Annotated in this window: 15 protein-coding genes; 8 read left to right on the forward strand and 7 right to left on the reverse strand. The window is 51.8% G+C overall.

The genetic code is table 11. The annotated features are described in order from the left end of the window. Positions 1-340: 340 nt before the first annotated feature. Positions 341-1,519, reverse strand: a complete 1,179-nt coding sequence (locus PDUR_RS21445; RefSeq protein WP_042208118.1) for a fibronectin type III domain-containing protein — start codon at positions 1,517-1,519, stop codon at positions 341-343. Positions 1,520-2,022: 503 nt separating this feature from the next. On the opposite strand from PDUR_RS21445, the gene PDUR_RS21450 reads away from it, so the two are divergent. Both PDUR_RS21450 and PDUR_RS21455 read left to right on the forward strand, forming a co-directional pair. Further along, complete coding sequence (locus tag PDUR_RS21450; protein ID WP_042208119.1) at positions 2,023-3,225, forward strand: MFS transporter; 1,203 nt, start codon at positions 2,023-2,025, stop codon at positions 3,223-3,225. Between the two features lie 516 nt (positions 3,226-3,741). Further along, on the forward strand, positions 3,742-4,089 hold the full coding sequence (locus tag PDUR_RS21455; RefSeq protein WP_042208120.1) for a toprim domain-containing protein: 348 nt from the start codon (positions 3,742-3,744) through the stop codon (positions 4,087-4,089). A gap of 88 nt (positions 4,090-4,177) precedes the next feature. Here the strand turns inward: PDUR_RS21455 and PDUR_RS21460 are convergent, their stop codons facing one another. Then, positions 4,178-4,795 (reverse strand): SCO family protein, encoded by a 618-nt coding sequence (locus PDUR_RS21460; protein WP_042208121.1) that lies wholly within the window; start codon positions 4,793-4,795, stop codon positions 4,178-4,180. A gap of 15 nt (positions 4,796-4,810) precedes the next feature. Then, on the reverse strand, positions 4,811-5,704 hold the full coding sequence (gene cyoE, locus PDUR_RS21465) for a heme o synthase (RefSeq protein WP_233277592.1): 894 nt from the start codon (positions 5,702-5,704) through the stop codon (positions 4,811-4,813). A gap of 304 nt (positions 5,705-6,008) precedes the next feature. Between cyoE and PDUR_RS21470 the strand changes: the two genes are divergently transcribed. Both PDUR_RS21470 and PDUR_RS29260 read left to right on the forward strand, forming a co-directional pair. Continuing rightward, positions 6,009-7,013, forward strand: a complete 1,005-nt coding sequence (locus PDUR_RS21470; RefSeq protein ID WP_042208123.1) for a metal-dependent hydrolase — start codon at positions 6,009-6,011, stop codon at positions 7,011-7,013. A gap of 246 nt (positions 7,014-7,259) precedes the next feature. Beyond that, positions 7,260-7,427 (forward strand): hypothetical protein, encoded by a 168-nt coding sequence (locus tag PDUR_RS29260; protein ID WP_169744931.1) that lies wholly within the window; start codon positions 7,260-7,262, stop codon positions 7,425-7,427. A gap of 53 nt (positions 7,428-7,480) precedes the next feature. On the opposite strand, the gene trpS is transcribed toward PDUR_RS29260, so the two are convergent. Then, complete coding sequence (gene trpS, locus PDUR_RS21475) at positions 7,481-8,473, reverse strand: tryptophan--tRNA ligase (RefSeq protein WP_042208124.1); 993 nt, start codon at positions 8,471-8,473, stop codon at positions 7,481-7,483. 469 nt (positions 8,474-8,942) lie between these two features. Here trpS and PDUR_RS21480 point away from each other — a divergent pair, with 469 nt between their 5' ends. Together PDUR_RS21480 and PDUR_RS21485 are read left to right on the forward strand one after the other, a co-directional pair. After that, entirely contained in the window at positions 8,943-9,920 is a 978-nt protein-coding gene (locus tag PDUR_RS21480; RefSeq protein WP_042208125.1) for an aldose 1-epimerase, read from the forward strand. A 200-nt stretch (positions 9,921-10,120) separates the two neighbouring features. Continuing rightward, positions 10,121-10,363: an alpha/beta-type small acid-soluble spore protein gene (locus tag PDUR_RS21485; protein WP_042208126.1), complete on the forward strand. Its 243-nt coding sequence runs from the start codon at positions 10,121-10,123 to the stop codon at positions 10,361-10,363. A gap of 110 nt (positions 10,364-10,473) precedes the next feature. On the opposite strand, the gene PDUR_RS21490 is transcribed toward PDUR_RS21485, so the two are convergent. Further along, the gene (locus tag PDUR_RS21490) at positions 10,474-10,878 is read right to left on the reverse strand and encodes a hypothetical protein (protein ID WP_042208127.1); all 405 of its coding nucleotides are present in this window, start codon (positions 10,876-10,878) and stop codon (positions 10,474-10,476) included. A 304-nt stretch (positions 10,879-11,182) separates the two neighbouring features. Then, on the reverse strand, positions 11,183-12,982 hold the full coding sequence (locus PDUR_RS21495; RefSeq protein WP_042208128.1) for a M3 family oligoendopeptidase: 1,800 nt from the start codon (positions 12,980-12,982) through the stop codon (positions 11,183-11,185). Between the two features lie 137 nt (positions 12,983-13,119). Here PDUR_RS21495 and PDUR_RS21500 point away from each other — a divergent pair, with 137 nt between their 5' ends. Together PDUR_RS21500 and PDUR_RS21505 are read left to right on the forward strand one after the other, a co-directional pair. After that, complete coding sequence (locus tag PDUR_RS21500) at positions 13,120-13,302, forward strand: YycC family protein (RefSeq protein ID WP_036594730.1); 183 nt, start codon at positions 13,120-13,122, stop codon at positions 13,300-13,302. Beyond that, complete coding sequence (locus PDUR_RS21505) at positions 13,299-13,529, forward strand: hypothetical protein (RefSeq protein ID WP_025695895.1); 231 nt, start codon at positions 13,299-13,301, stop codon at positions 13,527-13,529. Before PDUR_RS21500 ends, PDUR_RS21505 begins: the two co-directional genes overlap by 4 nt. An 18-nt stretch (positions 13,530-13,547) precedes the next feature. On the opposite strand, the gene PDUR_RS21510 is transcribed toward PDUR_RS21505, so the two are convergent. Continuing rightward, entirely contained in the window at positions 13,548-14,264 is a 717-nt protein-coding gene (locus PDUR_RS21510; protein ID WP_042208129.1) for a DUF2225 domain-containing protein, read from the reverse strand.

Consider the following 14,264-nt stretch of genomic DNA (forward strand, 5'->3'; position numbering starts at 1 on the left):
ATAATAGAATGATACGTTATATAATATGACATATCATTTCATTCACAATTTAATATATTTTAATAAATTTAAACATATTTAATTATGTTTCGTTAAATCCAGTATAATTTCATACATTATATTTTTTGAATGTTCGTAAGTCAATGATATTTGCGGCACAATTTGTCAATTTTTTGTACATAACGGCGATAATCCTCGAATTTATCTGACACAACACTGACACAGCACCATTTTGGACAAAAAACAGCCACTATCATGAGGCCCCGGATTGGCTATTGGCTCATGTATAGTGGCTGTTATACGAATCGTTCAGACGGCTTGTGTAATTAGCAGACTTTGTTTACGGAGTGGTAGTAGCAGTTGCCTTTGGCGAATATCCCGCTTCGCCGCCAGCGTTAACCGGTGTAACCCGGAAATAGTAGGTCGTTGACGGACTGAGGCTGTTCACCGTATAGCTTGTTCCCGTCGTGCTTCCCGCAAGGTGGTCCTCAAATCCCCAGTACGGATCGGTAGAGTAATATACCTTATAGCTGGTGGCGCCGGTAGCTCCGCTCCATGTCAAGCTTACCGATGTGCTTCCCACCGTTCCGACTGTTGGAGCAGCAGACAGCTTGCCCGGAATGTCTGAGGACACCGTATCAAAGGTTATAGAGGCTCCGTCGAAATGGCCTGTGCCAACGTCATCAAATGCCGGTAGGGTCAGCATGTATTGGTGTGTCCCTGAAGGGTCCAGATCATAAGAAAAGGCAGCCGTACCTCCAGCAGTCAGGGGATAGAAGAAGAAGGTGTGAGCGTCGTTCACCTGTTTCGCGTAAGATTCCGCACCACTTACAGCAGTAGAGTCAAACTGCGGGTCTGTTACAACATCGGTCCAAGTTCCGCTAATGTTTTTCTTCAAAGTAATTCCCGAGTTCGGACTCGACAAAAGACCGCTGAGATCGGCTGCATTAACCGGTCTGTCCACAGTAAATTCGACATTCCCTTCATAAGCGACTCCATCAGCGTCATTCGCCGGCTGGAAGGATATGATCGGATCACCTGTATAGTTACCGCCCGAATCGGGAGTTCTAAAGTAGAAGACATAGTCTTTTCTATTTTGGAAGCTGCCCAGGGTCAAGTTGTTGTTAGCCCCGACTGTGTTGCTGATGGTTACCTTGTAGAGCGTGTCATAATCAAAATTATTTTGCATGCCGAGCGTGACCGTCGTTCCTGTCGATGCTCCGGAGCTTGTCCACCCGCCGCCGCTGGCCGTTCCCAAGCTGGAGATGGTCTGGCTCGCGTCATCGGAAGCTCTGACAATTTTGAACTGCTCTTTTACAGAACCCGAGAGGCTCTTGTCAAAGTAGATTTTCAGCTGCGAACGAGACTGGGCGTCGAAATAATACCCGTGCAGATTGATAGCTTTGTTTCCTGCATCATTCAAGGCAAATACCGATGTGGAGGAAATAACTGGTACAGCTGCCGTCAGCGAGAGAGCTAACAAGGCCATGATTTTGAATTTCTTAACATTCTTTAACATTTCAATACCTCCTGATTTTTTAATTTTTGAGCTAAAAAGATTTACCGGGTCAAGCTTCAATTTCTTCGCAGGTAAGCGTTTCGATACCCGCCCCTTCCCTGTCCGCCTGTCCCATCAAAATGATGGTGACACCAGCTTTGTATTCATTTCTCAGAGGAATCGCCTTATGTAATGTGAAGATCTGTAATGAATTCCTGTACGTTATTATATGCTTAATATTAAGCAATTTCAATAGTTTGTGCTTATTTTTAAGTCTAATTTATTATTTTAGGTATATTTAATGATATTTAGATATATTTAGAATTCCTGCGGATACGCAATGCTTTGATAGTAAGAAATGCTAAAGGAGGTTCATTTTTTTAAAAAAAGGCATATGCCGCCCCGCCCTCACGTAAAGTACAAGTAACGATTGTCCATGCCTTCAAGGAAGGTGTCTCTTCGTTTTACATTTCTGTCTCCCCCTGGCCAGTAGTCCGGGGTTGGCGCTTGGAGGTGCAGACTTCTTGAAAACCGCGCTGTGGCTGTATCTGTTCTTGTTCCTAGCATATTTTGATCTGCATGCGCAGTATCCCATTCTGACGCCCTTTGCTATCTCTTTGGGCGCTGGACCTGCTTTTATCGGCTGGATGATGGGCATGTATTCGCTTACACATCTCCCCGGCAATCTGCTCGCCGGTGTGCTCATCGACCGAAAGGGCAGCCGCCGCTATATCGTCTACAGCCTAATCGCAGCGGGAGCGATACTGCTGCTCCAGGCTTATGCCCACCTGCCATGGCATCTGCTGCTCCTCAGGGCGGCAAGCGGGTTTGCGCTGGCCTTCCTCTCTCCCGCCTGCATGGCGCTGCTCGCCTCGCTGTCAGGCGATTCGGTGAAGCAGGGCAAATATATGTCCGGCCAGGGGATTGTGCATACACTTGCTTCCGTCCTCTCGCCGGCAGCAGGCGCTTTCATCGTGGCCAAAGCCGGATTTTCCGGCACTTTCCTGAGCCTTGGCTGGCTGCTGATTGCCACCGGCGTAATGGCATACTTCAGCGTGCCGAAGGCTACCCGGGAGCTTCCGGCGCAGGCCGTAAGCTCTGCGGCAGCGGACGGCAGCTCCGCAGCCGAAGTGCGGCTCTCACCGGACCCAGGCTCAGTGATGCCGGTTCCCTTCCGCTATCTCCTGCTGCCGTTCTTCATCGCCTCCGCGCAGGGCGTGCTCTTCTTCGAGCTTCCTCTTTCCCAAGCCGGTAACGGAAACGAAGGTATCCTTTCAACGGGTATTCTGCTCTCACTGCTCAGTCTGGGCGCACTTGTCACGCTGAGTATGCTATTTCTGAATCGTCTATCCGTGCTCTTGCGGATCGGCGCGGCGCTGCTCGGTCTGGCGCTCTGCTTCTTCGCTCTCGCTGCTGTCCCCTCTATTCCTCCAGAGGTTGTCCTATTTCTGCTCGGGACCGCGAAAGGAGTGCTGTTCCCGGCAATGGCCTCACTGTTCATCGGCATCAGCGGCCCCGGACGTATGGGAAGGACTTTCTCGCTGCAGTCGATTGCGACCTCCCTTGGCGCCTTCGCTGGACCCGTTGCTGCCGGACAGCTGCGGGGGATGGTCTCGCCATACTTCATTGCCTTTCTGCTGATGATGATGGCGCTGCTGCTGCTTCCGCTTTACGGTTCGGGGAAGCTTTCCGCTTATCACCCTGATTGGAACAGCCGTGCTGCCTGATGACGGATGCCGGTGCAATAAGACCCAAAAACATGATGTCTGCTCCATACACAATGGGCAGGGACACAAACCCGGTGGATGAATTGACATATAATACCGTGTAGTTAAGAATCCACTGCGAAAGAGAGTTGAACTGCAAATGTCCAATCCGTGCTGTCCTAAACCTATTGTCGCTCCATGCCCTACTTCTGCCGGTGTCATTCTGGTTCTCTACGTTCTGCTTGTCATCATTCTGAAAACTTTCTGGGTTTAACATCCATCCAATTCTCTGTCAATGTGCAATCTCGCGCAATCACCCGGACCGCCGCTGGCGTCCGGGTGATTGTTTGTGGCATTATTTAAACATATTCTGCAATTCAGCCTGCGGATATGCGACATTTCCCGGGGAATGACCGCAACCCGGCCGCCCATCTATTAAAAACGACAAACGTTATGTAAAATGTAGTTAAGCCCGTACGCAATCCGGCATTTTGTGCCGTACGCTTGCACAATACGGACGGAGGTGACGCCACGATTATGTCCATTACTATTATTGTCGAAGGCAAGAATGACCGCAGCCGTTTGCGGCGTCTCCTGAAGCCTGAAGTCGACATTCTGTGCACCTTTGGCACACTCAATACGGTCAAGCTCGAGACTCTGCGCAAGCAAGTCGGGGATAGTGAAGTCTATCTCTATATGGATAACGACAGCTCCGGCAAAAAAATACGCGGCGTTCTGCGGGACGCCTTCCCGGACGCAGAGCATATCTACACCCGCCGGGGTTACGCCGGAGTCGAAGGCACTCCTGATGAATACAATATCACGCAGCTTGAAAAGGCGGGACTGGAAGAATTCATCATCTACCCTGATCCCCCTCCTTTTTAGACAAAAGCGCCTTTTCGGCTTCTACCTTTCATGAGCTTGAAAGATGAAAGCGAAAGGCGCTTTTCACGCTGCCGCATCATATTCTGTGCTACTCTCGGGCCAGCTTTTTCACAGCGCTTGTCAAAAATTCCGGAGTAACCTGGTCTGTATCGCTGGCATTATACAGTGCGCGCAGCCGGTTCTTCCGGTCCACAAGCCCGATCAGGTTCGCGTGGGCAAAATTGTCCTTGTTGCTTCCCGCGATCAGAATTTTGAAGGAACCCGCCGCCAAATCCCGAACCTTCTCCTGATCCCCCCGCAGAAAGTACCAGCCTACATAATCGGCGTGGAAACGGTCGGCGAACGCCTTGATTGCTTCACGCGTATCGTTCTGCGGATCAAATGAGATCGACAGGAAGGCCGCGTCTTTGCCAAAGCTGCCGTCCTTAATAAGCAGATCCTGCGCCTGCGACAGAGTGAAGGTCGTGATCGGGCACACATCCGTACACTGGGTAAAAAAGAAATAAACTAACCGCACCTTGCCTTCCGTATCGGAAAGCGTCACGGTATCACCGCTTACATTTTCAAGGGAGAAGTCCTGCACTTCCCCGATAACCGGCAGCTTTCCCGCTCGGAAAGCCCAGGAGCTTACGACCAGATAGGCCGCCATGGCCAGCGCAAGCAGCAGCAGAAGCCAAGTCCATTTATACCGCTTGAGGATGTGCATGATCTTCTCCCTTCATTATCCGTGAATCGTATTGAGTACCAGCGCAATCAGGCTGAGAGTCAAATAATTAATGGAAAAGAAGAAGTTTTGCTTCGCCCAGGCATCGTCATCTTTAGCCTTCAGGCCTTTGAGCGTAAGATAAAGCCAAGTAAGAGAGAGCCCGGCGGAAACAATCAAATAATAAATGCCGGCATATCCATACCCATACATGAGCACCGAAACCGGAACAAGCAGCGCGACATATGGAATCATCTGTATTTTGGTCCGGTGTGTGCCTTTCACAACTGGAAGCAGCGGGAATCCCGCATTCCGGTACTCTTCCTTGCGGCGGATGCCGAGCGCCCAGAAATGAGGGGGCTGCCACAGGAACAGCATCGCGAACAGCAGCCAAGCGCCAAGATCAACCTTGCCCGTCACGGCAACATAGCCGATTACCGGAGGCATCGCGCCGGAAATCGCTCCGACCGAAGTGCTCCAGGTAGATGTCCGTTTCAGCCAAAGGGTGTATACTACAACGTAGACGAACATACCAACGATTCCGAACAGCCCAGCCAGAATTCCGGAAAAAAGAAACAGCGCCGCCAGTCCCAAAGTGCCAAGTCCCAGAGCATAAAGCAGAACCGTATTCGGCTTAAGCCGCCCGGTCGGCAGTCCGCGTTTCTTGGTCCGTTCCATTTTCATATCCAGATCGCGGTCGAAATAATTATTGAACACACAGGCCGAAGCCATAACAAGCATGGTGCCAATCAGGGTCAGCAGCAGCTTGCCGTAGCTAACATCCCAACCGGAAGCCAGCCAGAAGCCGGCAAAGGCGGCAATTAGATTCGACCGGATGATGCCCGGTTTGGTTACCGTGATGAAATCGCGCCAACTGGCCCGTTCAGCTTCAGGGGGGAGCTTGGCGGACATGGCCGCGGAATCGGAAGAGGCTTGATATCTCCATTGATTATTCACGTATTTGAGTTCCTCCTTCATGTTCAGTCTTTAAGACAGAACGAACTTGCAAGCCTGTTTGTCAGCTCATTATTGACAAATATCATTCTTGCGCTGTTAACTTTATCATAACAAACCGCAAAATACTTTGACAATCTTTGACCAAGATGTTCATTAATTTGACAACTGCGTGACGGAAATATTTCTTTTCGGTATAAATATAAAGATGATAAAATGGGTAGTTATTAATAGAGAACTTCCGTACAAAGGAGATCTTGCTATGGATACTGCTACACACTTCGTCATGGGTTTTGGACTTGCCGGGCTCTCCTTCGTCGATCCCGTCGTCAGTTCTCAGCCGATGCTGTCAGGCGCCGTTATGCTGGCCACCGTTATCGGATCGCAGGCCCCTGATGCCGACACCGTCCTGCGACTAAAGAGCAACGCGGTGTATATTCGCAATCACAGAGGGATTACACACTCCCTTCCTTTTTTATTGCTCTGGCCCGCGCTGATTACCCTGGTACTTAGTCCGGTCTTCGGTTTGAACGACATCCGCTCCATCGGCCATCTAGCCCTCTGGAGCTTTGTTGCCGTGGCCCTGCACGTCTTCAGCGATTTATTTAATACCTATGGCACTCAAGCGGCCCGGCCAATCACCGAACGCTGGATCGCGTGGAACATTATCCACATTTTCGATCCGTTTATTTTCGGCAGCCATGTCGCGGCCATCGCGCTGTGGATCACCGGCATTTTTCACCCTGCCCCCTTGTTCGTATCGCTGTACAGCATCATCGTCCTGTATTATATTTGGAGGACCGCCGCCCATATCCGGATAACCCGCAGCATTAAGGCCAAAGATCTCCATCACGAACCCGGCGAGAGATATATCCTTATCCCCACGATAACGCCGAGACGATGGAATGTCGTCAAGACAAGACAGGATGGCAGTTACTATGTCGGCCAGCTTAACTACGGGCGTCTGGAATGGCTCAAGCACGCGGTTAACTCCCGGCATCCGGCTGTGGAACGTTCCAAGTCCCATCCGGATATTCAGGCTTTCCTGTACTTCACTTCCTATGCCATCGCCGAGGTGGAGGAATTGCCTTCAGGTTACATTGTACGCTGGGGTGACGTCCGTTATTTGCACCGGAAGCAATTTCCGTTTGTCGCCGTCCTGGTCATGGATCACCAGTATCATGCGCTGCAGACATATGTAGGCTGGCTCAGCAGCGAGAAGCTGGATGAACGTTTCGCGATTGAACCCGGCTCGATGAAAGTATAGCTTCAGGCTGCTTACGTGCAGATTGCATCAGGCTAAATGGCTGCCGTCCGGCTCTTTTATAGTCCCCAAATCGAAATAAATCCCGGAGCACCCAGTGCTCCGGGATTTATCGCTTATAACGCTGAATATGCTCGAAAAGGCTTTAACGTCGTCCTGATTTCATAATAATATAGACATATACCCGGCAGCCGCCATTACCTTACCGAAGAGCGGCAAAATCCGCCGTGAAACGAAAGGAGGCACACCTTGAGCAAAGGACTCTCGCTTTGGTTCGCGATTTCTTCCATTCTTTTGCTTGCTGCGGCTTCCATCGCCATCAGCTACCGGTTATGGGCCGCGCTGCTGCTGGGAGCACTGTGCGTGCTGAATATCGGCTGGGGATTCATTATCAAAGCCCGCAGCGAAAGAGAGTGACAGCCGCTCGCGATTTATTTTAGCCGAGCGGCTGTACCCGCGGCGCAAGCCCTTTACTTTGAACGTGGAGGCAGGAATCCCATGCGGTCCTTGACTCCTTCCAGTGTAACCGACGCCACGGCGCGGGCGCGTTCCGCGCCCGACGCGAGAATATCGGTGATGGCGCCGGAACTGCGGATTTCGTGGTAGCGCTCCTGAAGTGGTTCAAGCGCCGCCACGATGACCTCGGCCAAATCCTTTTTGAAGCCGCCGTACATCTGTCCTTCATAGCGGCCTGTGATTTCCGCTAGGGACAGCCCGGAGCACTCCGAGTAAATGCCCATCAGATTGCTGACTTCCGGCTTGTTCGCCGGGTCGTACACGACTTCGCGTCCGGAATCCGTAGTTGCCCGGCTGATTTTTTTGCGGATAACGTCCGGGGGATCGAGCAGAGCAATATAGCTGCCGGCATTCGGATTGCTCTTGCTCATTTTCTTCGTCCCGTCATCAAGCGACATAATCCGGGATCCGACCTTCGGAATATAAGGCTCCGGAATAGTGAAGAAATCGCCGTAGCGATGGTTGAACCGTCCCGCCAGATCGCGTGTCAACTCCAGATGCTGCTTCTGGTCTTCGCCTACCGGAACGAGATCCGCGTTGTACACGAGAATGTCGGCGGCCATCAGCGCCGGATACACGAACAATCCCGCGCCTACGGTGTCCTTCCCCGATGACTTGTCTTTGAACTGCGTCATCCGCTCCAGCTCGCCCATCGAGGTGAGCGTTGTCATCAACCAGCCCAGCTCGGCATGCTGGGGAACATGCGACTGAAGATATACATTAGAGCGGCTCGGATCAATTCCCGCCGCAATGAACAGTGCGGCAACCGCTTCAGACTGTTCACGCAAGCTGGCCGGTTCCTGCGGTACGGTAACGGCATGCAGGTCAACCACCATGAAATAGCATTCATGCTCATCCTGAAGCTTGACGAAATTTTTCATTGCGCCGATATAGTTGCCGATTGTCAGCTTACCGCTGGGCTGTATGCCGGACAGAACTTTTTTCATACTGTAACTCCTCCGATCAAGGTTTAAGTTGCTTACAAAAGAACGCAAAAAAGCCTCACTCCGAAGGGACGTGAGACCGTGGTGCCACCCTTATTCGCCGCTTTCAGCCTTTCCCATGCTTCCCGCCTATAAACGGACCGCAAAGCGAAATACTGTAACAGCCTTAAGACATCCTGTAACGGGGACGATCCGGCCGGTCTACCAGGGAAAGCTTTCCCGTTCGAGCGCGGCGCTCAGGGGTCCATTCATCCGGGAGGCATCCACCGGTTCGCATCATCCACCGGCTTTCTGAAGGCCTCTCTCCCGCCTACTTATCCCCGTCATCGCATTGACAAACTTAGTTAACTGAGTTCATCATAGAGCCGGGAAAGAAGTTTGTCAAATTCTTAACCCCTCGAACATAAATCTGTTATGATAAGATTATCGTGTTCACATTTCGTATTAAGTGAATGATAAAGGAGCATGGATCATGAAACAGGTGACCAAAGGGCAATGGTGCGGTTATGATACTTATATTTTGCATAGCCGCGACTTGGAAGTCACGCTGCTGCCGCGTCTGGGCAACAACGTAATCTCCCTGTGGGACCGTAAGGAAAGACGAGAGGTTCTGCGCCGGCCGGAAGAGGCCGATCTGGATTTTTATATGCAGAAGCCGTATCACTTCGGCATTCCGCTCTTAATTCCGCCCGGTCGTATCTCCAAGGGACAATTTGAATTTGATGGCGCGCATTACCAGTTCGACCGCAACACCGCCGGTGACAATCATATTCACGGCCTGCACCGGACGCAATCCTGGTGCGTTAGCGATATTGAGGAAGACGAAGAAGGCTGCGCGGTGACGACCGAATTCAAGACGGCAAACGATGCCCATTGGATGGAGCAGCTGCCGGCGCCGCTCAAATTCGAGATGACGTTCCGGCTGCAGGATGCGTCTTTGAAGCAGACCTTGAAGGTAACCCACCTTGGCAGCGAACGGAACATCCCCTTCGGAATAGGCTATCACACCTGGTTCATGGTTGACGGTCAGCCGAAGCGATGGAGCCTCAAGCTGCCGGTAGAGAGCATCTACGAATTGAACGACCAACTCCTGCCCACTGGAAAGGTGCTTCCTCTCGGTTCGCTGGAAGCGTTGAACGAAGGAATGAATCTTCAGGGCACCAACTTTGACACCGCCCTGCGAATTGGAGAGAAGCGGCCCGTCGAAGCTTTGCTGCTCCGGGATGACGGCTATGGGCTGCGTTACCTCGCAGACGAAAGCTATTTCCGCCACTGGGTTATCTATACAAAAGGACCCGCCGACCAATTTCTCTGCGCCGAACCCTATACATGGCTGCCGGATGCGCCCAACGTGTCCTCTGATCCAAGCTTTACCGGTCTGCTGACGATTGCCCCCGGACAGAGCCTTGAACTGACTACTTCAATTGAAATGATCTATCCTGAAAATTGAGATTTGCAGCCATTTGAGCATGCTGCGATCATTTGCCAAGAGGGCAGCCCACCGGAACATTGTGGCCGCCCTCTTATTTTAATTGTCCGAAGCTCGGTTTCTATACACTTATTTCCAGCCTTATAACCTTCTTGCACCATGCATGATTTCCCGTCACCGCGCTCATACTATCTCTACCAAGGACGAAGGAGGTGACAAACATGGGTCAAGTAGGTCAAAGCCAAGGTCGCAGCAGTCGTTCCAACAATCTGATCGTTCCTCAAGCAACCGCTGCGCTGCAACAACTGAAATTTGAAGCGGCGCAAGAGCTTGGTGTAACTATCCCTCAAGACGGTTACTATGGTAACTACACTTCCCGCGAAACCGGTTCTTTGGGAGGTTATATCACCAAGCGTCTCGTACAGCTGGCAGAACAGCAACTCTCCGGTCGTACGGGTGTGTAATGCCTCGTTTATCGCTTTTATTCGGTCCGCCCGCAAGGGTCCGCCGAACGGATTTGCAGCCCTCCCGCTTCCACAAGGAAGCGCGGGGGTTTTTTCATGGCCCGCACCGGTTATCCGCAGTCCTCCGTATCCTGCTGCACATTCCTCGGGTAGCGGATCATCAGGTTAGCCATATTGTAATTGGACTCCAGAACAGCATCGACAATGATAATCCCCTTCTTCACGGCAAACTCATAGCTAATCTCTCCGTGCGTCCAGCGGCGTTTAAACTTCAGACTCTCGAGGGCCATCAAACGAAACGAAGACTGCTGCGAGGCTGTCAGCCCTTCCGTTTCCTCTTCAAACGATCCGCTGCGGCCGTACAGAGGATTATGGCGGATTCCAAACTTCCCGATGATATTATTTCGTATTTGCACAAAAACCGTACCGGAAGATACCCCCGATAATTCCTCCTGAAGCTCCTTAAACACCAGGTCCATTTGCCTAGCCAAAGACAATTGATCCGTCTTAAGCATACTTTTCCTCCTCTGTCATACTTGCTGCCTTACTACCTAAGGCTTAGGACTCATTATAGGGTAGAAGGCAATACCCCACAACAATTATCAACATAATTAGGTTGTTATCCCTATAAAATACACTTTTTTCTCCTATCTTCTTCCTAATTCACCACGATAAAACGATCACTTTCGACAAATTCACATAAAAAACGACCCTCACGATTAAATCCATCATGAGGGCCATTTCGCATTTACACAAAATTCAATCCATTACTTGCGCTTAAATACACTGACAAAAACCGTATCTTTCACAAAAACGAAGTCAAACTAAGTGCTTAGTCATATCCAGGAAGGTGGAAATATCTTCAAGAATCAGGTCGGCGGCTCCCTGCCAAAATTCCGGCTTCAACAGATCCACTCCCAGATGCTTGCCCGCCAGATCCTCAAGCGTCATGACTCCTGTGTCGCGCAGCAGCGCATCGTATTTATCTGCAAAGGAAGGGCCTTCCTGCAGGGCGAGACGGTAAAGGCCGGTGCTGAACATGTATCCGACGGTATAAGGGAAGTTATAGAACGGAACGTCGGTAATATAAAAATGCAGCTTGGAAGCCCAGAAATGCGGATGGTAACCGGAAAGAGTGCCGCCAAAAGCTTCCTTCTGCGCTTCCACCATGAGCTCGGAAATCTCTTCTGCGCTGACCAGTCCCGCCTTGCGCTTCTCATAGAATCGGGTCTCAAACAGGAACCGGGCATGTATGTTCATGAAAAAGGCAACGCTGTTCTGGATTTTCTCTTCCAGCAGGGACAGCTTCTCTTCCTCGCTCTCTGCCGCCTTGACCTGGGCATCTGAGACGATGACCTCAGCGAAGGTCGATGCCGTTTCCGCCACATTCATGGCGTAGTTCTGGTTAAGCACCGGCTGGTCATCAAGCAGGTAGGAATGGTAGGCGTGCCCCAGTTCATGCGCGAGCGTCGCCACATTGGAAGGCGTGCCGCTGTATGTCATGAATATCCGCGATTCCTTACTTAGCGGGAACGAGACGCAGAAGCCGCCCGGACGCTTGCCCGGCCGGTCCTCCACTTCAATCCAGCTGCTGTCAAATGCGCGCTCGGCAAATTCCGCAAGCTTCGGACTGAATTTACCGAACTGGGTGACGATTTCTTCGGCAGCCCGGTCATAGGATATCTTGCCTGAAGACCGCGCCAGCGGGGCCTCCACGTCCTCCCAGCCGAGCTTCGTAAGTCCCAGCAGCTTCGCCTTGCGCTCCAAATAGGCGATGAGAGCCGGCTTGCTCTTGACGATAACATCCCACATAACATCCAGCGACTCGCGGGACATGCGGTTGATGCTGAGGGGCTCTTTCAGCACATCGTCCCATCCCCGGCGTTCATACAGCTTCAGCCGGAAGCCGGCCAGATGATTAAGCGTATCCGCGGCGTAATCGGCGACGCCTTCCCACGACTTTTCCCATTTGACGAACATATCCTTCCGGGCTTGATTATCATTGTCGTGCAGCTTGTTAAAAGCCTGGCCCGCTGACAATAGCTTCTCCCCGTCCTCATCGGTATAAGGAATGGCGATCGAGCTGACAATCGTTTCATAATGCTCGCTCCAGCCGTGATAGCCGTCCACCGCAAGCTCAAGCGCCAGGCTCTCCAGCTCCGGACTCATCTTCTCGCGGGCTTGATCCCGGCTCTCGCTGAGCACGAACGTCAGCGGCGCAATCTCGGGCCGGCCCACCCATTGCCGCCATACATCGTCTTCCGTCTGGCGAAGCACATTTTCGAATGCAGAGGATACGCCCTGAAATCGGGCGCTGAGGCCGGCAACGGTTCCCGACAGACGTACGGCTCCTTTATCCTGCTGGTTCTGCGCTCCAAGGCATCCAGCGAACTCCGAGGCCTGAACAAGACGCGCGGTACAGCTTTGCAGAAGCTCGATAACGCCGTCCAGCTTCTTCGTCGACTCCAAATCCACCGGAGCCTTAGCCGCTCTTACATGCTCCGCGAGCTTACCGATATCGCCTTCCAGTTCGCTCAAAAATCGTTCAAACCCGGGGGATGCCGAGCCCCCTTCAAAAATCGAATCCAGTTCCCAAGTTAAAGACAACGGCTGTTTCATTTTCGTACCACCATTCCTTTACTTTTCATTCGGTTCACCTATCCCATCATACAACATTCACTTTGTAATCGGAGGTATCCCATGGTAAAGTGAATAACACGCCATACCATTCATTAAAGAACAGGAGGACATTAATGATGCGGCCACTGCAAATTTCGCCGGAAACGGCCTTGGCGCTCTCCAAGCAGCTGGGTGTGCCTCTGGAACATTTAATGCATATGCCCCAGCATATTCTGCTGCAAAAAATAGCCGAGCTATCCAAGAAAAATACGGATGGCGGGGAACCGAAAGACGGCGCAGAAGGCAAGGATGAAGCATGATTCCATTCAGCCATACGTGGCCATATGAACTCATACTGGGCGATCTGTACGTCCAATCCTGCCCATTCTGCAGCGCGGAGAACGTGCTGCTCCCCATGAAGCCCAAAGAGCTTCAGAGCGTCCGGGAAGGCAAGAAGAAGCTGCTTGTCTTTCCTTGCTGCAGCGAAAGACCTGTCGTCGTGGACAGCGACGGCGATTATCTGCTGTTCGACCGGGCGGTGCGCTAAAGGCACCGTCCGGTTTTTTTATAATACCCCTCTCAACGGTTCCGTGCCCGCACTCGAACCGCCTTGATCTCCGAGCATCTGTTCGCGAATAATCGCCCACTGCTCGCGAGCCGCCCGAATCATCGCCGTATCCATAATTTTCTGATCATTGACCAGGCGCGAGAACCATTTAACTGCCTCGTTAAACCAGCCGATGCGCCGGTTAAGCTCCCCGATCAGAAACATCAGGCGCGCATCATTCCCGGCAATTCCGTCCCGCTCAAATACATTTATGTAGGACTCCAGCGAATAATGAAGAAAGCGCTGTTCCTGCTCGGTGTCGCCCTGATACCGGTACATCCAGGCGATATGATGCAGAAGGCTGGCGACGATTCGCTCTTTGTCGCCTATGCACTGCGCGCTGAGCAGCGCCAGCTTGTAGGTCTCCAGCGCCTCCGCCCAGCTCCGCTTGCCTCCGAAATCACGGGACTGCCAGCGGCTGCCGACCCGCTCGCTGAACGCCTTCCGCTGCCATTCGGCCAGTTTGCCCGCGGAGTTTTCCGTGGAGGCAAAACCGCAGAAAGGACATACCCGGACAACGTAGTAATCGGGATTCTCTTCCTTGTAATAAGAGCAAAAATCCGCATCCCGGCGAACAGCCCTCTTAAGGCTGGGACGCACTCTGGAGGTTACGAATTCGCGTTCACAATTGCAACAGGTTACTTTAATGGAGTATAGGGGCTCCAAATAGGTCAT

It is taken from the genome of Paenibacillus durus (genome assembly GCF_000756615.1).
GTDB classification, from domain to species: domain Bacteria; phylum Bacillota; class Bacilli; order Paenibacillales; family Paenibacillaceae; genus Paenibacillus_AQ; species Paenibacillus_AQ durus.